The organism is Nocardia sputi, assembly GCF_023501985.1.
The window spans coordinates 1-21,275 of the sequence record NZ_JAMFLC010000042.1; the positions used below are offsets into that span (position 1 = coordinate 1).

Annotated in this window: 19 protein-coding genes, 1 rRNA gene and 1 pseudogene; 19 read left to right on the forward strand and 2 right to left on the reverse strand. The window is 69.5% G+C overall.

The annotated features are described in order from the left end of the window. The first annotated feature begins 2 nt into the window (after window positions 1-2). From rrf to recN, 7 genes and pseudogenes are all read left to right on the forward strand, one after another. Window positions 3-119, forward strand: a 5S ribosomal RNA gene (gene rrf, locus M8859_RS34920). A gap of 737 nt (window positions 120-856) precedes the next feature. Beyond that, window positions 857-1,822 (forward strand): annotated as a pseudogene (locus M8859_RS34925) (tetratricopeptide repeat protein); the annotation flags it as partial. Window positions 1,823-2,535: 713 nt separating this feature from the next. Further along, window positions 2,536-3,426 (forward strand): HAD-IIA family hydrolase, encoded by an 891-nt coding sequence (locus tag M8859_RS34930; RefSeq protein WP_249645542.1) that lies wholly within the window; start codon window positions 2,536-2,538, stop codon window positions 3,424-3,426. A 13-nt stretch (window positions 3,427-3,439) separates the two neighbouring features. Continuing rightward, the gene (locus M8859_RS34935) at window positions 3,440-3,742 is read left to right on the forward strand and encodes a hypothetical protein (RefSeq protein WP_240679485.1); all 303 of its coding nucleotides are present in this window, start codon (window positions 3,440-3,442) and stop codon (window positions 3,740-3,742) included. Between the two features lies 1 nt (window position 3,743). Continuing rightward, window positions 3,744-4,565, forward strand: coding sequence for a TlyA family RNA methyltransferase (locus tag M8859_RS34940; RefSeq protein WP_249645543.1), 822 nt, complete (start codon window positions 3,744-3,746; stop codon window positions 4,563-4,565). Beyond that, window positions 4,562-5,521, forward strand: a complete 960-nt coding sequence (locus M8859_RS34945; RefSeq protein WP_249645544.1) for an NAD kinase — start codon at window positions 4,562-4,564, stop codon at window positions 5,519-5,521. Before M8859_RS34940 ends, M8859_RS34945 begins: the two co-directional genes overlap by 4 nt. Continuing rightward, entirely contained in the window at window positions 5,499-7,283 is a 1,785-nt protein-coding gene (recN, locus tag M8859_RS34950) for a DNA repair protein RecN (protein ID WP_195141277.1), read from the forward strand. Before M8859_RS34945 ends, recN begins: the two co-directional genes overlap by 23 nt. A 9-nt stretch (window positions 7,284-7,292) precedes the next feature. Here recN and M8859_RS34955 read toward each other — a convergent pair whose 3' ends face one another. Further along, window positions 7,293-7,712, reverse strand: coding sequence for an SRPBCC family protein (locus M8859_RS34955; RefSeq protein WP_159930516.1), 420 nt, complete (start codon window positions 7,710-7,712; stop codon window positions 7,293-7,295). 225 nt (window positions 7,713-7,937) lie between these two features. Continuing rightward, the gene (locus M8859_RS34960) at window positions 7,938-8,285 is read right to left on the reverse strand and encodes a hypothetical protein (RefSeq protein WP_249645545.1); all 348 of its coding nucleotides are present in this window, start codon (window positions 8,283-8,285) and stop codon (window positions 7,938-7,940) included. A 6-nt stretch (window positions 8,286-8,291) separates the two neighbouring features. On the opposite strand from M8859_RS34960, the gene steA reads away from it, so the two are divergent. The 12 genes from steA to der all read left to right on the forward strand — a co-directional run bounded on the left by steA (window position 8,292) and on the right by der (window position 21,222). Then, the gene (gene steA / locus M8859_RS34965; RefSeq protein WP_195141278.1) at window positions 8,292-9,506 is read left to right on the forward strand and encodes a putative cytokinetic ring protein SteA; all 1,215 of its coding nucleotides are present in this window, start codon (window positions 8,292-8,294) and stop codon (window positions 9,504-9,506) included. A 10-nt stretch (window positions 9,507-9,516) separates the two neighbouring features. Next, complete coding sequence (locus tag M8859_RS34970) at window positions 9,517-10,461, forward strand: copper transporter (RefSeq protein WP_249645546.1); 945 nt, start codon at window positions 9,517-9,519, stop codon at window positions 10,459-10,461. 233 nt (window positions 10,462-10,694) lie between these two features. Beyond that, a complete protein-coding gene (gene pyrG / locus M8859_RS34975; protein ID WP_159930519.1) occupies window positions 10,695-12,416 on the forward strand; it encodes a CTP synthase in 1,722 nt (573 codons plus the stop codon). Window positions 12,417-12,420: 4 nt separating this feature from the next. Further along, a complete protein-coding gene (locus tag M8859_RS34980) occupies window positions 12,421-13,077 on the forward strand; it encodes an NUDIX domain-containing protein (protein ID WP_159930520.1) in 657 nt (218 codons plus the stop codon). A 7-nt stretch (window positions 13,078-13,084) separates the two neighbouring features. Next, window positions 13,085-14,029, forward strand: coding sequence for a site-specific tyrosine recombinase XerD (xerD, locus tag M8859_RS34985; protein WP_159930521.1), 945 nt, complete (start codon window positions 13,085-13,087; stop codon window positions 14,027-14,029). 129 nt (window positions 14,030-14,158) lie between these two features. Then, complete coding sequence (locus M8859_RS34990; RefSeq protein ID WP_159930522.1) at window positions 14,159-14,623, forward strand: cupin domain-containing protein; 465 nt, start codon at window positions 14,159-14,161, stop codon at window positions 14,621-14,623. A 160-nt stretch (window positions 14,624-14,783) separates the two neighbouring features. Beyond that, complete coding sequence (locus M8859_RS34995) at window positions 14,784-15,758, forward strand: ParA family protein (protein WP_223516944.1); 975 nt, start codon at window positions 14,784-14,786, stop codon at window positions 15,756-15,758. A gap of 578 nt (window positions 15,759-16,336) precedes the next feature. Further along, the gene (locus M8859_RS35000) at window positions 16,337-17,266 is read left to right on the forward strand and encodes a segregation and condensation protein A (protein WP_370523850.1); all 930 of its coding nucleotides are present in this window, start codon (window positions 16,337-16,339) and stop codon (window positions 17,264-17,266) included. A 55-nt stretch (window positions 17,267-17,321) separates the two neighbouring features. Continuing rightward, window positions 17,322-17,975, forward strand: a complete 654-nt coding sequence (gene scpB / locus M8859_RS35005) for an SMC-Scp complex subunit ScpB (RefSeq protein ID WP_223516942.1) — start codon at window positions 17,322-17,324, stop codon at window positions 17,973-17,975. Window positions 17,976-17,987: 12 nt separating this feature from the next. Continuing rightward, on the forward strand, window positions 17,988-19,064 hold the full coding sequence (locus M8859_RS35010; protein ID WP_159930523.1) for a pseudouridine synthase: 1,077 nt from the start codon (window positions 17,988-17,990) through the stop codon (window positions 19,062-19,064). A gap of 35 nt (window positions 19,065-19,099) precedes the next feature. Then, window positions 19,100-19,807, forward strand: coding sequence for a (d)CMP kinase (cmk, locus tag M8859_RS35015; RefSeq protein WP_159930544.1), 708 nt, complete (start codon window positions 19,100-19,102; stop codon window positions 19,805-19,807). After that, window positions 19,804-21,222 (forward strand): ribosome biogenesis GTPase Der, encoded by a 1,419-nt coding sequence (gene der / locus M8859_RS35020; RefSeq protein ID WP_159930524.1) that lies wholly within the window; start codon window positions 19,804-19,806, stop codon window positions 21,220-21,222. Before cmk ends, der begins: the two co-directional genes overlap by 4 nt. The last annotated feature ends 53 nt before the right edge of the window (window positions 21,223-21,275 follow it).

A 21,275-nucleotide genomic window follows, 5' to 3' on the forward strand; every position in this document is an offset into this window, starting at 1 on the left:
GTTACGGCGGCCATAGCGGTAGGGAAACGCCCGGTCCCATTCCGAACCCGGAAGCTAAGCCTGCCAGCGCCGATGGTACTGCACTCGACAGGGTGTGGGAGAGTAGGACACCGCCGGAACATCCTTCGAGATAGGGGACCCAGAATCTGGGTCCCCTATCTGCGTTTGAGCATCTGACAGAGCTCCGACGAACCTTGCCGCGCCCGCTCCCCACCGCGGGCGCGTGATTGAATCTGTGGGTACAACCTCTCTTCGCGACACCAAGAAAGGCAGCACCGTGCCGGAACAAAACGACGATCGGAAGCCCTTCCGGCGCGGCGCTCCCGATCCCGGGTCCGGTCGGCGCGGCGACAACCAGGACTCGGACAAACGCGGCGGGGGATTTCAGCGCCGCGCCGACTCCGGGGAAGGCGGGGGCTTCACCCGCCGCGGGGAATCGGGCGGACAGAGCCGACGGGACAGTTCATCCGACCGGGGTGGTCACCAGCGGCGCGAAAGTTCCGGCGGGTTCAACCGTCGTGGTGACAACGCGGGTTCCGGCCAGCGCGGTGGCTTCGGCGAGCGTCGTGGTTCCGGCGACCGGGGTGGTTTCAAGCGCTCTGAGTCCGGCGACCGGAGTGGTGACACCGGTGGTTTCCGGCGTGGCGGCGACGCGGCCAAGGGCGGCGGGTTCCAGCGACGGGACGAGTCCGCGGGCCGGAGCGGCTCGGGCGATCGTAGTGGATTCAAGGGCCGGAGCGATGCCGGAGAGCGGCGCGACGAGACGCGCGGTGGATTCCGATCCAGAGAGGACTCCGGTGCTCGCGGTGGGTCCGATCGTGGCGAGACGCGCGGTGGATTCAACCGGCGCCGTGAGGATTCCGGCGACCGTAACGCTGCCCGCCGCGGTGAACCGAGCGCGCGCGGCGGGTTCGGACGACGCGGAGATTCCGCGGAGCGCGGTGATGCGGGACGACGGGCTGACTCCGGCTTCCAGCGTCGAGATGACGCGACCCAGCGCCCTCGACCGGATCGCGATGCCCGCAGGGGCGGCGAAAACCGCGAGGATCGCGCTTCACGCGGTGACGCATCGCAGGATCGCCGTCGAGGCGGGGAAGGCGCCCGTGAGAGTGCGGGCCGTGCCCTCGACCGCCGCCCGCCGCGGCCGGAGGAGCCGGATCTGCCGGACGAGGTGCAGGCCGCCGATCTCGACACGGCAGTGCGCCGTGATCTGCTCAGCTTGGACAAAGGCAACGCCGAAACGGTCGCCCGTCACCTGGTGATGGCCGTGCGCCTGCTCGACGACGACCCGGGCCTGGCTCTCGCGCACGCCAGGGCCGCGCGGCAGCGTGCCGGACGGATCGCCGTCGTCCGTGAGACCGCGGGCGTGGTGGCTTACCACGCCGGCGAATGGGCCGAGGCATTGTCGGAACTGCGCACCGCGCGCCGGATGTCCGGCGGCTCCGGGCTGCTGGCCGTCATGGCCGACTGTGAGCGTGGTCTGGGACGCCCGGAACGCGCGATCGAACTCGGTCGCAGTGACGAGGCGCGCGCCTTGCGCGGCGACGAGGCGACCGAGCTGCGGATCGTCGTCGCCGGCGCGCGGATGGATCTCGGCCAGTACGACCAGGCCGTCGTTACCTTGCAGACCTCGGATCTCGATCCCTCCCGGACCGGTTCCGCGGCGGCCCGGCTCTTCTACGCATACGCCGACGCCCTCGTCGCCGCCGGCCGCACGGACGAGGGCCTCACCTGGTTCCTCAACGCCGCGTCGGCCGATCTGGACGGCGAAACGGATGCGGAAGAACGCGCCGCCGAACTCACCGGGGAAAACAACATCTGATCCTTGCGATGCAGAGAGCATTCGGCCGCGACGTCCACTGCGACGAGCGGTCTCAGCAGATCGAGGCGGAACGAACGGGCGGCTCGTAGGGCCACACTCGCTCACATCAGGCGCGCCGACGCTTTCCCTTCTGAGGTAGCGGTGGCGCGGTAGGCGCCTAGTGGTTGGTCGTGCCCCGTAGGTCGCTCGGCGTCCTACGGTCTCGGTTTCGCGGTGACCGCGTACACCCGTGGCAGGCTATTCATTCTGACGTGCGACGTGCCGAGACCCATGGTGCTGAGTTCGATCGGCAAGAGAGACTGTGATGGGCGCAGCGGGCAGATCGGATGCTCGTCTTGCCCTGCGGTCGCACGAGTCGCGCCGCGCATCTTGCGTGGCTCCATCGCGTGCCACGGCTCCGGCGATCCGGGAGGCGGGCCGACCGACCGTCTGGTTCGAGTATGGGGAAGCGTTCGCCGCGCGAGCTGGTTGTGGTGGCGGTCATACCCCTGGGGAAGGCGTGCGAGGAGGGGAGGAAGCCCAGCCCTCCTCTGCGAAAGTGCGCTGTGACGCTTGCGATCCGCAGTATCCGAGTGTCTGATGCCACGTCTTCCGGGTCCGTGGTCTGGCGTAGGGTTCGAGTGTCTCGGCCTCACCGAGCGGCTGTGCTGCCGGAGGGGTCCGGCGGTTATGAGTCGGCACGGCGCCGATCGGTGACACGGAGTGAGAGTGGTGTGAAGCGGCTACGAGATCGCTACCGAGCCCTGCTGCTGGATCTGGACGGCACGCTGTATCGCGGTCACGAGGTGATCGAGGGGGCGCCGGAGGCGCTGGCCGCGGCAGGACAGGCGGATCAGCGGCTGGTGTACGTCACCAACAATGCCAGCCGCGGGCCGCACGTCGTGGCCGCGCATCTGTCGGAACTCGGCTTCCCCGCGTCTCCCGACGACGTGGTCACCAGCGCCCAGGCGGCGGCACGGTTGCTGGCCGAGCGGCTCGGCCGGGGAGCGCGGGTACTCGTCGTCGGCACCGACGACCTGGCCGCCGAGGTGGACGCGGTCGGGCTGCGCGCGATCCGGCGCTTCGACGGCGACGCTCCCGCCGCTGTGGTGCAGGGACATTCACCCCACACCGCATGGCCGGATCTCGCCGAAGCGGCCTACGCCCTGCGCGCGGACGCACTCTGGGTCGCGGCGAACACCGACCGGACGCTGCCGAACGAACGCGGCCTCGCGCCGGGCAACGGTGCGATGGTCGCCGCGCTGCGCACCGCTTCCGATCGGGAGCCGATCGTGGCGGGCAAACCGTATGCGCCGCTGCTCGAGGACGCTCTCGTCCGGGCCGGTTCCCGCAGCGCCTTGGTGGTGGGCGACCGTCTCGACACCGATATCGAAGGCGCCAACCGGGTCGGGCTCGACTCGTTGCTGGTGCTCACCGGCGTCAGCACCCTGGACGAACTGCGCAACGCCCCGGTCGGGCAGATCCCGACCTATGTCGCAGACACCCTCGACGCCCTCAACCACGCGGTCGTAGCCGCCGAGCCGGGAGCCGACCTCGGCGAGTTGCTCCAGCGCAACCCGGGACGAGCTGTGACGGTACGCGCGTCGGATTCGGAAATCCGATAGCGTTGACGCCACGATGACTACTCCTATGCCTCGTCCGAACGGTCCCGGTACGGCCGCCGGTCAGCAAGGTCACCGCCCCGGGGCGCCCTTGCCCGGTCAGCACCTGCCGGGCGCGCAAGGGCGTCCGGAGCCCGCCGATCCGGATCGAATCCGTGGCGAGGTCGACAGTCTGCTCGCCGAACTCGACCGCCCCGGCCGGGCCGCGCCCGCGGCCGAGAGCGCGGAGGCCGGAGTCGACATCACCCGTCGCGCTCGCATCCTGGAGCAGGCACATGACGTGCTGGTACAGGCCTTGGCCACGGTGGACAAGATCTGAGGTGGCCAGACGCGCACGGGTGGACGCGGAGCTGGTTCGCCGCGGATTGGCGCGATCGCGAGAACACGCGGTCGAGCTGATCGGCGCGGGCCGCGTCCTGATAGCTGGAACGGTCGCGGTGAAGCCGGCGACCGCAGTCGAGGCGGGCACACCACTGCTGGTCCGCGAGGAGCCCGACGAGGTCTCCTGGGCCTCGCGTGGCGCGCACAAACTGCTCGGCGCGCTGGAGCGGTTCGAGCCGGAAGGGCTGTCGGTGCCGGGCAAGCGCTGCCTGGACGCGGGCGCCTCGACCGGCGGCTTCACCGACGTGCTGCTCGCGCGGGAAGCGCGGGAGGTCGTCGCGGTCGACGTCGGGTACGGCCAGCTGGTGTGGCGGCTGCGCAACGACGAGCGGGTCAGGGTCTTCGACCGGACCAACGTGCGCGGTCTGACACTCGAAACCATCGGCGGCCCGGTCGAAGTGGTGGTGGGCGACCTGTCGTTCATTTCGCTGAGCCTGGTGCTGCCCGCGCTCGCGGCCTGCGCCGCGGCAGGCGCCGACCTGCTGCCCATGGTGAAGCCGCAGTTCGAGGTCGGCAAGGAGCGGGTCGGTTCCGGCGGCGTGGTGCGTGATCCCGCGCTGCGCGCCGAAGCGGTGCGTACGGTGGCGGCGGCCGCCGCAGGGCTGGGCCTGCGCACTGTCGGTGTCGTGGCGAGCCCGTTGCCGGGTCCGTCCGGCAATGTCGAATACTTCTTGTGGTTGCGTAAGGACGGGCCGGTCGAGTTCGACGGCGAACAGGTCGCGGCGCTGGTCGAGCGTGCGGTTGAGGAGGGTCCACAGTGAACGCGCCGGGCCGGCGCCACGGCCGGGAGATTCTGCTGGTGTCCCATCCGGGCCGCGCGGAGATCATCGAGACCGCCCACCGGGTGGCGAAGATCTTTGCCGACGCGGGCATCTGCCTGCGTGTTCTCGCCGACGAGGCGGACAGCACGCGATTCGCGGCCGAGCCGGGAGGCTATCCGGTGTGCGTGGTCGAACACAGCCCGCAGGCCGCGGTCGGTTGCGAGATGGTGCTCGCGCTCGGTGGCGACGGAACCTTTCTGCGCGCCGCCGAGTTGGCGCGCCCGGCAACGGTGCCGGTGCTCGGTATCAACCTCGGCCGCATCGGTTTTCTCACCGAGGCGGAGGCCGAGCATCTGGACGATGCGCTCGCACAGGTGGTCCGGCGCGACTACACGATCGAGCATCGGATGACGATCGACGTCACGGTCCGGGTCGATGACGAGATCACCGACAGCGGTTGGGCGTTGAACGAGGCGAGCATCGAGAACGCTTCCCGCATGGGCGTGCTGGAAGTGGTGCTGGAGGTCGACGGCCGGCCGGTGTCGGCCTTCGGCTGCGACGGCATCCTCCTCGCGACGCCGACCGGATCGACCGCCTACGCCTTCTCCGCGGGCGGTCCTGTGGTGTGGCCGGAACTGGAAGCGTTGCTGGTAATTCCGAGCAATGCCCATGCTTTGTTCGCGCGCCCGCTGGTCACCAGCCCGGATTCGCGGATCGCGGTCGAGTCCGTGGCGACAGGTCACGATGCGATAGTTTTCCTGGACGGCAGGCGCACGCTCGCACTGCCCAGCGGGGGCCGGGTCGAGGCGTTTCGCGGCGCCGAACCGGTGCGCTGGGTGCGGCTGGACTCCGCACCGTTCGCCGACCGGATGGTGCGGAAGTTCCAATTGCCCGTGACAGGCTGGCGTGGCCGACGGCGAACGGAGAGCACGAGTGCTGACAGAGATCAGGATTGACGGCCTTGGCGTCATTTCCAAGGCGACCGCGCAATTCCATGCGGGCCTGACCTGCCTGACCGGCGAGACCGGCGCGGGCAAGACGATGGTGGTGACCAGCCTGCATCTGCTCAGCGGCGCCCGCGCGGACGCGGGCCGGGTGCGGCTCGGCGCGTCCCGCGCCGTGGTGGAGGGCCGCTTCACCGTCGACGACGTCAACGAAGCCGCCCGTGCCGAGGTCGCGCAGGTGCTCGAAGCGGCCGCGGCCGAGCAGGACGACGACGGCAGCGTCATCGCGATCCGCACGGTCGGCAGCGATGGACGCTCCCGTGCCCATCTCGGCGGCCGCGGCGTCCCGGCCTCGGTGCTGGCCGACTTCACGGCGCCGTTGCTGACCGTGCACGGCCAGAACGATCAGCTGCGTTTGCAGCGCCCCGAGCAGCAATTGTCGGCGCTGGACCGATTCGCGGGCGACACGGTGAGTGCTCTGCTGCGCAAGTACCAGGTGCTGCGCCGATCGTGGCTCGACGCCCGCACCGAACTGCTCGAACGGACCGCGCGCAGCAGGGAATTGGCCCTCGAGGCCGATCGGCTCAAGCACTCGTTGAACGAAATCGACGCCGTCGCGCCCGAACCCGGCGAAGACGTGCGCATCGTCGACGAGGTGCGCAGGCTCAGCGATCTGGATTCGCTGCGAGACGCGGCGGCCACCGCTCACGGTGCGCTCGCCGGAGCGGCCGACGCACCCGAAGACGGTTCCGGCGCGCTGGAAGCGCTCGGCGCCGCGCGCGCCCGCATCGAGGCCGCCGACGATCCGGCGCTGGTCGCGCTCGCGCCGCGCTTGGCCGATGCCATCGCGGTGGTGGTCGACGTGACCACCGAGCTGAGCGGGTACCTCTCCGACCTGCCTTCGGACCCGGGAGCCCTGGATTCGCTGCTCACCCGGCAGGCCGAACTGAAGACGCTGACCCGTAAGTACGCACCCGACATCGACGGGGTGCTCGCCTGGGCGCAGGAGGCGCGCAGCCGGCTCGGCTCGCTCGATGTCTCCGAGGAGGCGCTGGCCAAGCTCGCCGCCGAGGTGGAGACCGCCGCCGATCGGGTGCGCGAGGCGGCGAAGAAGCTGAGCGCCGCGCGGGCCAAGGCCGCGGGCAAGCTGGCGGCCGCGGTGAGCGCCGAGCTGGGTGGCCTGGCGATGGGGAAAGCGCGCTTGGAGGTCGAGGTGCGGCCGCTGCCCGCGAGCGCGCAGGACTCGGCGCCGCTCACCATCGACGGCCGGGAGTTGCACGCCGGGACCACAGGCGTCGACGAGGCGGAATTCCGGCTGTCGGCGCATTCCGGAGCGCAGTCGTTGCCGTTGAGCAAGAGCGCATCCGGCGGCGAGTTGTCGCGTGTGATGCTCGCGCTGGAAGTGGTGCTCGCCGGTTCCGATCACGGAGCGACCATGGTGTTCGACGAGGTCGACGCCGGTGTCGGCGGCCGGGCCGCGGTGGAGATCGGGCGCAGGCTGGCCCGGCTGGCGCGTACCCACCAGGTGATCGTGGTGACCCATCTGCCGCAGGTCGCGGCGTTCGCCGACACGCACCTGGTCGTCGACAAATCCGATAACGGCAAGGGCGCCGTGAACAGTGGCGTGCGTGCGCTCACCAACGACGAGCGGGTGATCGAACTGGCGCGCATGCTGGCCGGTCTCGACGACACCGAGACCGGCCGGGCGCACGCGGAGGAACTGCTGGCGACGGCGCGCGCCGAGAAAGCGGGCGCCGAGGCGGCGACGCGCTGAGCGCGCCGGTCAGCGCACCGCCTTCTGCGCGCCCTTGATGAACTGGCCGATCAGGTTCTTCAATCCGAATTCCAGCACCTTGGCGGGCACCGGCAGCTTCGGGTCGGAGTCCATCGTGTAGGAGACCAGGGTGCCGTTGTCCGCGTCGGCGAAGGTGACGATGCCGACGTGGCGTTTCACCGGCGCGCCCTTGACGATCTTGTACTCCATCCGCTCGCCGGGCACGAGCTTGGTGATCTCCTCGGTGACGCCGACCGGGCCGAGGCCGATCAGGTGCTGGGCGCCGACGCCTTCCCGTTCGGTGAGGCCGGGCTTGACCAGCTTGACCTGCACGGGAATGAAGGGGCTGATGCTCTCGCGGTCGGCGAAGAGCCGATAGACGACCTCGCGCGGGGCGGCGATGACGGCGTCGACGGTGGTGCTGGCCATAGGTTCTCCTCTTCGAACTATCTGTGACCGGCAGCATATAGCTACCGGGTGCGCCGCTCGGTGCACGTGTCGTCCGCGTCACACTCGGCGCGGAGCCGTGCGGGCTGGTGATCAATGATCGAAATGCCGACGGCAACCGGTCCTGAATCGGTTCGCGGATCTGCTCCGGGTCGAGCGGCGCAGCAGCCTCGCCAGAAACGTTGGGGTTGTCGCGGCGGCCGACAATCAGAACGGTTTATCGGCGCGGTAGCGGCTCGTTCGCTGAACTTCGAACCGGGCTGTAATGCGGCGCGTGGTCTGGTTGGAAACGCCGGTCGTATCGCCGCGGTTCACACGGCGGCGCGGACGATCGGGCCGAGTGTCATGATCGTCTATCCGCATTCTCGGATTGCTTGGGAAATCCGCTTTACCAGCATAAATATTGAAACTTATGTCGAGCGTCGCGTTGCATTCCGGTGCTGGCGGCCGGATGCCGGGCCTTGGTCGGGCGATCGTCAGACGGAGAAACGGTGGACGAATGCAGGCGATGAGACGGCGCGCCTCCACCAATGGTTGAGAGTTTGCCGCCATCATCGGCGCATGAGGATGCCGGCGCTGTTGTCGAGAAACACCGAAACGCTTCCTGGTCTGATCGGGACGGCCCGGGTGGATCGCAACACCCGGCGGCTGCTCGGGCGGGTCGGGCCGGGCGACATCGTCGTCCTCGACGAGATGGACCTGGACCGGACGACCGCCGACCGGCTGGTCGAGGCGCGTGTCGGCGCGGTGATCAACACCTCGCCGTCCATCTCCGGCCGCTACCCGAATCTGGGTCCCGAAGCGCTCGTGGCCAACGGGATCCTGCTGCTGGACACGGTGAGCTCGGACGCGTTCAAGAAGATCAAAGACGGCGTCAAGGTCCGCGTCGTCGACGGCGTGGTCTACGCCGACAAGCTGATCAAGAAGGAGCCGGAGGTCCTCGTCGAGGGCATCGAGCTCACCCGGTCCGCCATCGCGGAGCGGATGATCGAGGCGCGCAATGGACTGGCCGATCACCTGGAAGCCTTCGCGGGCAACACCATCGAGTTCATCCGGACGGAGAGCGCGCTGCTCATCGACGGCTTCGGCGTCCCGGAACTGAACCTGGTGATGAAGCACCGGCACGTGGTCGTCGTCGCAGACGGCCCGGATCACGCCGAGGATCTGCAGCGGCTCAAGCCGTTCATCAAGGAGTACGCCCCGATCCTGATCGGCGTCGGCCGGGGCGCCGACACGCTGCGCAGGCGGGGCTATCGGCCCGACGTCATCGTCGGAGACCCCGACGAGATCACTTCCGCGACGATGAAATGCGGCGCCGAGGTGATTCTTCCCGCCGACACCGACGGCCACGCGAAGGGGCTGGAACGCATCCAGGACCTCGGCATCGGCGCGACGACCTTCCCCTCCTCGGGTTCGGCCGCCGACCTGGCGCTGCTGCTGGCCGATCATCACGGCGCCGCGCTGATCGTCACGGCGGGAGCGCCCGCTTCGCTCGACGACTTCTTCGATCGCGGCCGCCGCGACAGCAATCCGGCTACGTTCCTCACCCGGCTCAAGGTCGGCACGAAGCTGATGGACGCGAAAGCCGTCGCGACCCTGTACGGCAGCCGGGTGTCCGGGATCGCCGTCGCGCTGGTGGTGCTGGCGGCGCTGGTCGCCGTGATCGTCGTTTTGCTGGCGTCCAACAGTGGCGGGGACTTCACGGACTGGGGTGTGGACACCTGGAACCGCTTCGCGCGGTGGGCCCAAGGGCAGTTCGGATCGTGGGAACTCTAAAGGGAGAACGATGATATCGATGCGCCGGCACGCCATCTCGATTGCCGCGATCTTCCTCGCACTCGCGATCGGAGTGGTGCTCGGATCCCAGACGCTCGCGGCCGATCTGCTGTCGGGATTGCGGGCGGACAAGACCGATCTGCGGCAGCAGGTCGACACCCTGACCGAGCAGAACCGCAGGCTCGGGGACCAGGCCGGCGCCGCCGACCGGTTCATCGCCGGATCCTCCGGTCGCATCCTCGGCGGTGCGCTCGGCGACCGCGGCGTCGTGGTGTTCACCACGCCGGACGCCGACCCCGGGGACGTCGACGCGGTGACCCGATCACTCGAGATGTCCGGCGCCGGCGTCACCGGCCGGATCGCGCTGACCGAGGCATTCGCCGACGCGACCGAGGGCGACCGCATGCGCACGGCCGTCACCAACGTCATCCCGGCGGGTGCGCAACTGCGTACCGGCGCGGTGGACCAGGGCAGTATGGCCGGTGATCTGCTCGGCCTGGTCCTGCTGTTGGACCCGGCCAACGGGCAACCTCGGGGCACTCCGCAGGAGCTCGAGCTGGTGCTGGAGACCCTGCGCGGTGGCGGTTTCCTCGCCTATGGCGACACGCCGGTCCGGCCCGCGCAGCTCGCGGTCGTGATCACCGGCGACGGCATCGACGCCGCCGAGAACAGTGCTGGGGCGAATCTCGCCCGCTTCGCCGGAGCCCTGCGTGGCCGTGGCGCCGGGGTGGTCCTCGCCGGTCGCGCCGGCGCCGCGGACGGGCAGGGGCCGATCGCCGTCGTCCGCGCCGACGCCGCGCTCGCGGCCCAGGTGAGCACCGTCGACAACCTCGAACGAGAGCTCGGCCGCGTCACCACCGTGCTCGCGCTCGGTGAACAGCTCGGCGGCGGCGCGGGCCGCTACGGCACCGGCGCCAAAGCCGCCTCGCTGACCCTGGCCGCGGTCCCGGGCTGAGCGGCCCGACGACTTCCGTCACCGCCGGAGCCAGGGGATTCCCGCGCCCGCTCGGGCCTCCGACAGCCGCTGCGGTGGGTCGCCCGGCTCCGGCTACCGGTCACCCGTGCCCAGCGTGACGCGACCCGGCTCACACTCGGGCCGCCGATGCTCTGATCGGCGGCCTGGCGACTGGTGAGCAAACTCGCGTGGCATTCGAACGGACGGGCGGATTCGTGTTACCGTGAAGACCCGTGGGTCAAACACGGATTCAGGCGCGAACGGCCACGAAGCACATCTTCGTCAGCGGTGGTGTCGCCTCCTCATTGGGTAAAGGTCTTACCGCCTCCAGCCTCGGTCAGCTGCTGACGGCGCGTGGGCTGCGCGTCACCATGCAGAAACTCGACCCGTACTTGAACGTCGATCCCGGCACGATGAACCCGTTCCAGCACGGCGAGGTGTTCGTGACCGAGGACGGCGCGGAGACCGACCTGGACGTCGGCCACTACGAGCGCTTCCTCGACCGGGACCTGTCCCGGGACGCGAACGTGACCACCGGGCAAATCTATTCGTCGGTCATCGCCAAGGAGCGCCGCGGCGAGTACCTCGGCGACACGGTGCAGGTGATTCCGCACATCACCGACGAGATCAAGCACCGGATTCTCGCGATGCGCGGCCCGGATCTACAGGGCCAGACCCCGGACGTGGTGATCACCGAGATCGGCGGCACCGTCGGCGACATCGAGTCGCAGCCGTTCCTGGAGGCGGCCCGCCAGATCCGCCACGACGTCGGCCGGGACAACGTCTTCTTCCTGCACGTGTCGCTGGTGCCCTACCTCGCGCCGTCCGGTGAGTTGAAGACCAAGCCGACCCAGCACTCGGTGGCGGCGCTGCGCAATATCGGCATCCAGCCCGACGCGCTGATCCTGCGCTGCGACCGCGAGGTCCCGCAGGCGCTGAAGAGCAAGATCGCGCTGATGTGCGATGTCGAGGTCGACGCCTGCATCTCCACCCCGGACGCGCCGTCGATCTACGACATCCCGCGCGTGCTGCACCGCGAGGGCCTCGACGCCTACGTGGTGCGCAGGCTGGGCCTGCCGTTCCGGGACGTGGACTGGACCGTGTGGGGCGACCTGCTCGACCGGGTGCACTCGCCGCGCGAGACGGTCGAGGTCGCACTGGTCGGCAAGTACGTCGACCTGCCCGACGCCTATCTCTCGGTGACCGAGGCGCTGCGCGCGGGCGGTTTCGCATCGCGTGCCAAGGTGAACATCCGCTGGGTGCCCTCCGACGAGTGTGAGACCCCCTCCGGCGCGCAGCACGCGCTGCGCGACGTGGACGCCGTGCTGATTCCCGGCGGATTCGGCATCCGGGGCATCGAGGGCAAGGTCGGGGCGATCCACTACGCGCGCAACCGCGGCATTCCCCTGCTCGGCTTGTGCCTCGGGCTGCAATGCGTGGTGATCGAGGCGGCTCGCAGGGTGGGACTCGCGGAGGCGAACTCGGCCGAATTCGAACCGGACACACCGCATCCGGTCATCTCCACCATGGCCGACCAGGAGCAGGCCGTGGCAGGTGAAGCCGACCTCGGTGGCACCATGCGCCTCGGGGCGTATCCGGCCACCCTGGCGAAGGGCTCGGTCGTTGCCCAGGCCTACGGCAGCGAGCAGGTCTCCGAGCGTCATCGTCACCGCTACGAGGTGAACAACGCCTACCGCGACAAGATCGCCGAGAGCGGGTTGAAGTTCAGCGGCACCTCGCCGGACGGGCATCTGGTCGAGTTCGTCGAGTTGCCCGCCGACGTGCATCCGTTCTTCGTCGCCACCCAGGCGCACCCGGAGCTGAAGAGCCGCCCGACCCGTCCCCATCCGCTGTTCGCGGCGCTCATCTCGGCGGCGCTGAGATACAAAGCGGCCGAACGACTCCCGGTGGACATTCCCGGTGAAGAACTCGCGGGTGCGACGGAAAAGGCGTGACGGCATGACCGACGGGGGAGCTGCCGAGCCGGGTAGCCACGACTTCGAGATCGTCTCCGGCAAGACCGTCTACAGCGGCGCCATCCTGGCGTTGCGGCTCGACCAGGTGCGGATGCCGGGCGGGCGGGTCGTCGAGCGCGAGGTGATCGAGCACCACGGCGCCGTCGCCGTCGCCGCTATCGATGACGACGACAACGTGGTGCTGATCAACCAGTACCGTCACCCGATCGGCAGGCGGCTGCTCGAGCTGCCCGCAGGCCTGCTCGACCTCCCCGGCGAGGATCCGCTCCTGGCAGCTCGCCGGGAGCTGGCCGAGGAAACCGGGTTGGCCGCCCGGGAATGGGCGGTTCTGGTGGACGTGGTGCTCTCGCCCGGATTCACCGACGAAGCGCTGCGGGTCTACCTGGCGCGGGATCTGTACGAAACCGACCGCCCGGAGCCGGAACTGGAGGAGGCGGACCTGGAAGTGGTCCGCATGCCGGTCGACGAGGCCGTCCGCGCCGCGCTGGCCGGGGAGATCGTCAACGCCACGGCGGTCGCGGGCGTGCTCGCGCTGGCGGCCGCGCGAGCGGGCGGCATCGACCCGAGGCCGCCGGACGCACCCTGGGACGGGCAGCCCACGGCCTTCCTCCGCCGCAAGGCGGAGGGGTCCGAAGACTGACCCGAAGGTGCTCGGTCGCGAGCTCGACGCCTATCTCGACCACCTCGCCGTCGAGCGCGGCGTCGCGCCCAACACCTTGGGCGCCTACCGGCGCGACCTCGGTCGCTATCTCGACTTCCTGGCCGGGCGCGGCATCGGCTCGCTCGACGGGGTCGCCGAATCCGACGTCGCCGAGTTCACCGTGGCGTTGCGCTCGGGCGGTGGCGGGCACCCCCCGCTGGCGGCGAGTTCGGTGGCCCGCGCGCTGATCGCGGTGCGCGGCTGGCATCGCTTCGCCGCCGCGGAGGGACTGACCGGCACCGACGTGGCGCACGCGGTCAAGCCGCCCGCGCCAGGACGCAGGTTGCCCAAGGCGCTGCCCTACGACCAGGTGCTGAGATTGCTGGAGGCGGCGGGCGGCGGGCCCGCTGAGGCCGCGGGAGGAGCCGACGGCGGACCGCGCGGCCTGCGTGACCGCGCGCTGCTGGAATTGCTGTACTCCACCGGCGCCAGGATCTCGGAAACGGTCGGCTTGGACGTCGATGATCTCGACATCGAGGAACGGGCGGTCGTGCTGCGCGGCAAGGGGGGCAAACAGCGCTTGGTGCCGATCGGACGTCCCGCGCTCGCTGCCGTGGACGCCTACCTGGTCCGTGGACGGCCCGTGCTCGCCGCGCGGGGAAAGGGCAACGCCGGAGCCCTTTTCCTGAATGCCCGCGGGGCGCGATTGTCACGGCAGAGTGCCTGGCAAGTCCTGCACACCGCGGCCGAACGCGCGGGTATCGCGGCGGTGGTGTCGCCACATACGCTGCGCCACTCCTTCGCCACTCACTTGCTCGACGGTGGCGCCGACGTGCGTGTGGTGCAGGAGTTGCTCGGCCACGCCTCGGTGACCACCACCCAGATCTACACCCTCGTCACGGTCAACACCATGCGCGAAGTCTGGGCCACCGCACATCCGAGAGCGCGGTGACCGTCTCCGCGAGTCCCTCTGGGGGAAGACGGAATCCAGAGCGGAACAAATCGGACTGCGGTCCAGTTGTTGTGGAGCGGGCGTGCGCATTCGATCGCGGCCTTCGGACCACGACGCGAGGAGAGTTGTATGACAGGGTCTTTCATCGTCCACGAGGCCGATGTCGAAGCGGTTCCGCTGCCCGGCGGCGGGTCGTTCCGGCTGCTCGAGGACAGCGAGAACTCCGGAGGGCTGTTCGGCGCCAATCGCCTGACTCTGGCCGCGGGCGCGGACGGCACCCGGCCACACCACCATACGAAGTCGACCGAGATCTTCTATGTGCTCGGCGGCGCGATGGAGTTTCTCGTCGACGGCACCCGGAGCGTGGTGGGCAAAGGTGGCCTGGTGGTGGTTGCGCCGGGCGTCGTGCACGCCTTCGGCGCCACCGCCGACGGGCCTGCTGAATTCCTGGCTGTGCTCACACCCGGTATCGTCCGCTTCGAATACTTCCGGCAACTCGGCCGGATCGCACGCGGGGAGGCGGACTGGGACAGCATGAACGAATTGCACGACCGGTTCGACGTTCATTTCGATGGCGGACCGCAATGGCGCTGACCAGGGCGGGCCGAACACGCCGCGCGCAGGCGCGGCACTCGAGTGCCGTCAAGCGGTAGCGTCTATTCAGAGCTGGACCGCACGAAAGCGAGGTCGGCCCTGATCGGCCTCGCTACGCTCGGCGAGGCAACGGGCAGGAACGTATAAGGAGCAGCGGATCGTGACTACAGCCGGCGCGGCAGAGCCGCCGATGGGTGCTGGGGCGGAGCCGCTTACGGGCTCGCGACCGGGTCCGTACTCGGAAGCCGCGGCGGAAACGCTGTGGGGCCACGGAGTGGAGCCGGTCCCGGAGGACGCGACGCTCGGTCCGACCGGACGGCCGTTGCGGCTGGTGCCGGACCCGCCGCCGGTCAGCGAGCACGGTGACGCGCTGATCGTGGCCATGTGCAACCAGAAGGGCGGGGTCGGCAAGACCACCTCCACCATCAATCTCGGTGCCGCACTGGCCGAATACGGCCGTCGCGTGCTGCTGGTCGATCTGGATCCACAGGGCGCGTTGTCGGCCGGTCTCGGTGTCGCTCACCACGATCTCGATTCGACGGTGCACAACCTCCTCATCGGTTCCAAAGTGTCCATCGACGACGTGCTGATGCAGACCCGCGTCGAGAACCTGGACCTGCTGCCGAGCAACATCGACCTGTCCGCCGCGGAGATCCAACTGGTCAACGAGGTGGGCCGGGAACAGTCGCTCGGCCGCGCGCTGGAGCCCGTGCGCGGCCGCTACGACTACATCCTCATCGACTGCCAGCCCTCGCTCGGCCTGCTCACGGTCAATGCCCTGGCCTGCTCCGACGGTGTGATCATCCCGATGGAATGCGAGTATTTCTCGCTGCGTGGGCTCGCGCTGCTCAACGACACCGTGGAGAAAGTGCGGGACCGGCTGAACCCGCGGTTGAGCCTGTACGGAATAGTGGTCACCATGTTCGACGCCCGACTGCTGCATTCCCGCCAGGTCATGGCGCGAGTCGTCGAGGTGTTCGGTGACCTGGTCTACGACACCGCCATCGCTCGGACCGTCCGATTCCCGGATGCCAGTGTCGCGGGCGAACCCATCACCACATGGGCGCCGAAATCCGGCGGCGCCGAAGCGTATCGGTCGATGGCCCGAGAAGTCATCCACCGATCGGGCCGGTGAGCGGCCGCTCCGACCCCTCGTCTGCGTCCCACAACGACCCGTCCGGCCAGGGGTCTCCCGCGGCCGGATCGACACCCGCGCCGGACGACCGTTCGTCCCACTCCGGTGGGCCGGACGAACCCGTGCGTCCGGTTCCCGCACTCGGGAACGCGGCGGCCGCATTCATAGCCGCGGGCCGGGACGCCGTGCCTCGCCGCCCGAACGCGGCCGTCGCCGGCGACACGGTTGGACGAACCGAACCGGTCAGCGCGGCTGCCCCACGTCCGCGGGAAGACACCGACCGACCGTTCGTGGACGTCTCCGATCAGCGCACCGAGGCGGCCGCGCAGGACGTCGCCGAGACGCGGGCCGATCGGTCCACCGACGCACCGGACGTTTCCGGTTCTTCGCCGGTCGCTTCTGGCTTGTCGTCGGTCGGGCCCGGTTCTTCGCCGATCGCTCCTGACTCGTCGCTGGCCGGGCCCGGCTCTTCGCCGGACGCTCTCGGTCCTTCGCCGGACGCTCTCGACTCTTCGCAGGACGCTCTCGACTCTTCGCAGGACGCTCTCGACTCTCCGCTGGACACTCTCGACTCTCCGCTGGACGCGCCCGACTCTCCGCCGAACGCACCGAGCTCTCCGCCGAATGCACCTGCTCCAAGCGGTGTTTCACCGGAGACCCAACAACCACCGGCGGCCGACCCGCAGGCATCCGGATTCCGGCTGCGCCTGAGCAACTTCGAGGGTCCGTTCGACCTGCTGCTCACCTTGATCAGCTCGCGCAAGCTGGACGTCACCGAGGTGGCGTTGCACAAGGTCACCGACGAGTTCATCGCCTACACCAAGGCCCTGACCGCGAGCATGGCGCGGCAGAACACCTTGCGGGCGGACAAGATCCTGGACCAGACCACCGAATTCCTGGTCGTGGCCGCCACGTTGCTCGATTTGAAGGCGGCGCGGCTGCTGCCGTCCGGTGAGATGACCGACGCCGAGGACCTCGAACTGCTCGAGGCGCGCGACCTGCTGTTCGCCCGGCTGCTGCAGTACCGCGCGTTCAAGCAGGTCGCCGAGTTGCTCGGCGAGCTGGAGGCGGCCGCGCTGCGCCGCTATCCGCGCGCGGTCGGCCTGGAGGAGCGCTACGCCGACCTGCTGCCCGAGGTTAGGCTGGGTGTCGGGGCGGCCGAGTTCGCCGCGATCGCCGCGGCGGCCTTCCGGCCCCGTCCGGTACCCAAGGTCGGGCTCGACCACTTGCATACACATGCGATATCGGTGGCCGAGCAGGCGGCGCTGGTGCTGGAGCGGCTCAAACAACGTGGTGCGGGTGCGTGGACCTCCTTCGGTGAACTTGTCGCAGACTGCGAGGTCCCGGTGCAGATCGTGGCCCGCTTCCTGGCGCTGCTCGAGCTGTATCGCGGGAAGACGATCGAGTTCGACCAGCCCGATCCGCTCGGCCCCTTGGCGGTGAGCTGGATCGGCGACGAAGCCGCGCAACAGGTGGAGACCGTGACTATCGAGGAGGACTACGGGTGAGCGAGCACAGCGCGCGATCGCGCACGACGGAGCCGGGCTCCGGCGAGGTGCGGTCGTGAGTGAGGCAGTGGTGGAACTCACCCCCGAGCCGCTCGAGGACGCCGATTTCCGTTCGGCGCTGGAGGCCATGCTGCTGGTCATCGATGCTCCCGCACCGGTTGACCAGCTCGCCGCCGCCCTCGGCGACACCCGGGAGCGGGTCGAGCACACGCTGCGCGCGATGTCCGCCGAGCTGTCGGCGCGGTCCAGCGGGATAGATCTGCGTTTCGTGGGTGACGGCTGGCGCTTCTATACTCGCAGCGAGTACGCGCCGTATGTGGAGCGGATGCTGCTCGACGGCTCCCGATCGAAACTGACCAGGGCGGCGTTGGAAACGCTGGCGGTGGTGGCATACCGTCAGCCGGTGACCAGGACCAGGGTCAGCGCGGTGCGTGGCGTGAACGTCGACGGCGTGATGCGCACACTGCTGGCCAGAGGTTTGATCGCCGAGGCAGGTGTCGACCCGGAGACCAACGGAACGCTGTATTGCACGACCGAGCTGTTCCTGGAACGGATCGGACTCGCTTCGCTCAGCGACCTGCCGCCGCTGGCGCCCCTGCTTCCGGGCGTCGACCTGATCGATGAGATCAACGAGAGCCTGGAGACCGACCCCCGGTACACCAGGTTGAAAAAACCCGCCGAGGCCGATTTGGACCTCGGCACCGAATAGTGACAGGACACGATGAATACCGCTCGCCGAGATGGCACACCGGATCGTAGGAAACGCGGAGCGCAGCCCGAACGGGGCGCTGGCCGCGACTCGGGCTCACGCGACGCCCGTTCGGCCCAGCGGGGGATCAACGCCCGCGGCGCCCAGCCGGGTGGCGCGGGCCGGGGTGCGGCGCAACGCGGATCGGCCCAGGCTCCGAGCCCGCAGCGGCATACCGCCGCCCAGCCCGGCAAGAAGAAGCCCAAGCCGCAGCGTCAGGTCGCGCAGCCGCCGCTGCTGAGCAACGCCAAGCCCGCGCGCCACCAGAATGTGGAGATCCCCGAGACCGGCGGCCACACCAAGCTCCCGTGGGGCGAGGGGGAGCGACTGCAGAAGGTCCTCGCCAAGGCGGGCGTCGCGTCGCGTCGCGCCGCCGAGGAGATGATCGCGCAGGGCCGCGTCGAGGTCGACGGCATGATCGTGCGCGAGCAGGGACTGCGCATCGACCCGCAGCACGCGGTCGTGCGCGTCGACGGCACCCGCGTGGTGGTGCGCGAAGAGTTGGTGCACGTCGCGCTGAACAAGCCCAAGGGCTGGCAGTCCACCATGTCCGACGATCTGGGGCGCCCCTGCGTCGGCGACATCGTCGCCGAGCGGATCGCCGCGGGTCAGCGCCTCTTCCACGTCGGGAGACTGGATGCCGACACCGAGGGGCTGCTGCTGCTGACCAACGACGGCGATCTGGCGCACCGGCTCATGCACCCGTCCTTCGAGGTCTCCAAGACCTACTTGGCGACCGTGCAAGGGGAGGTCAACAATCGCGCGGTCACCAAGCAATTGAAGAACGGCGTCGAGTTGGAGGACGGTCCCGCGAAGGTCGACCGGTTCCAGGTGCTCGAGCTGGGGGAGGGACGTTCCCTGGTGAAGGTGGTGTTGCACGAGGGGCGCAAGCACATCGTGCGCCGTCTGCTCGACGCGGTGGGCCATCCGGTCATCCGGCTGGTCCGCACCCATATCGGTCCGGTCGCGCTGGGCGACCAACGGCCCGGCACGCTGCGTGTGCTCGGCCGCGATGAAATCGGCAAACTCTACGAGGCGGTGTCGTTGTGAACGGTGTGGAGATCCCGGTGCAGGCGCCGGCGCGGATGGCCGGTACGAGCCCGCTGGTGGTCGCCATGGACGGGCCGTCCGGCACCGGGAAATCGAGCGTGTCGCGGCGGCTGGCCACCCGGCTCGGCGCCCGGTATCTCGACACCGGCGCCATGTACCGGGTGGCGACGCTGCGCGTGTTGCGGGCGGGCGTCGAACTGACCGACACCGCGGCCATCGCCGCCGCGGTCAAGGAGCTGCCGCTGTCCATCGGCACCGACCCCAGCCGCGAGGTGATCGAGCTCGACGGCGAGGACGTCCGGTCGGAGATTCGCGGTGACGCGGTCACCAAGGCCGTGTCGGCGGTCTCCGCGGTGCCCGAGGTACGTGACCTGCTCGTCGCCATGCAGCGCGACATCACGGCTGTCGCGGGGCGGATCGTGGTGGAGGGCCGCGACATCGGCACCGTGGTGCTGCCGGCCGCCGACGCCAAGATCTACCTGACCGCCTCGGCCGAGGCGCGGGCACACCGGCGCAATCAGCAGAACATCGCCGAGGGCCGGGGCGACGACTACGCGGGCGTGCTCGCCGACGTGCAGCGCCGCGACACGCTCGACTCGACCCGCAAGGTGTCCCCGCTGCGCCCCGCCGAGGACGCGGTGCCGGTCGACACCAGCGACCTGTCCATGGACGAGGTCATCGACGAGCTGTATCGCGTCGTCGCGCGGCAGATCTCGGCGACCGGTGCCGGAGGTACCCGATGAACGAGGACGTGCTCGCCGGCGACGGCGTCTGGAGTGACGAAGCCGACTGGGAGCTGGCCGGGCTCGAGGGCGAATTCGAGGACCAGACGCACGTCGCGATGCCGACGCTGGCCGTTGTCGGCCGCCCGAACGTGGGCAAATCCACGCTGGTGAACCGGATTCTCGGCCGCCGCGAGGCGGTCGTGGAGGACATTCCCGGGGTGACCCGCGACCGCGTGTCCTACGAGGCCAACTGGGCGGGGCGGCGCTTCCTCGTCCAGGACACCGGCGGATGGGAGCCCGACGCGAAGGGGCTACAGCAATCGGTGGCCCGGCAGGCCGAACTGGCCATGCAGACCGCCGACGCGATCCTGCTCGTGGTCGACGCCGTCGTCGGCGCCACCGCCACCGACGAGGCGGCGGTGAAGAAGCTGCGACGCTCCGGCGTCCCGGTCATCCTGGTGGCCAACAAGGTCGACGACCAGCGGGTGGAAGCCGAAGCAGCGGCGCTGTGGTCGCTCGGACTCGGCGAGCCGCGCATGGTCAGCGCCGCGCACGGCCGCGGCACCGGCGACCTGCTCGACGACGTCCTCGCAGTGCTCCCCGAGACCCCGCGCGAGGGGACCGGCGGCGCGGGCCCGCGCCGTGTGGCGCTGGTCGGCAAGCCGAACGTCGGTAAGTCGAGCTTGCTGAACAAGCTGGCCGGTGACGAGCGCTCGGTGGTGCACGATGTCGCGGGCACCACGGTCGACCCGGTCGACTCCCTCGTCGAATTGGGCGGCAAGGTCTGGAAGTTCATCGACACCGCGGGGTTGCGCCGTAAGGTCGCCAACGCCAGCGGCACCGAGTTCTACGCTTCGCTGCGTACCAAGTCCGCGCTGGAAGCATCGGAGGTGGCGATCATGCTGATCGACGCCTCGCAGCCGATCACCGAACAGGACCTGCGGGTGATCAGCATGGTGGCCGATTCCGGGCGTGCGCTGGTGCTGGCGTTCAACAAGTGGGACCTGGTCGACGAGGATCGTCGTCTGCAACTGGACCGCGAGGTCGACCGCGATCTGATCCGGGTGCCGTGGGCGCAGCGGGTGAACATCTCCGCGCACACCGGCCGTGCGGTGCAGAAGCTGGTGCCCGCCATGGAGACCGCGCTGGAGTCGTGGGACAAGCGCATCTCGACGGGCAGGCTGAACACCTGGCTGAAGGAAGTGATCGCCGCGACTCCGCCGCCGATGCGCGGCGGCAGGCTGCCCCGCGTGCTGTTCGCCACTCAGGCGACCACTCGGCCGCCCACGTTCGTGCTGTTCACCACCGGCTTTCTGGAGGCGGGCTACCGGCGCTTCCTGGAACGCAGGTTGCGCGAGGAGTTCGGCTTCGACGGCTCACCGGTCCGCATCTCGGTGCGGGTGCGGGAGAAGCGGGATCGGTCGAGGAAGTAGGAGCGCGCGTGCGGGGGTGGTCAGGGGTGGCGTCGCTGCGACCAGGGCTGATC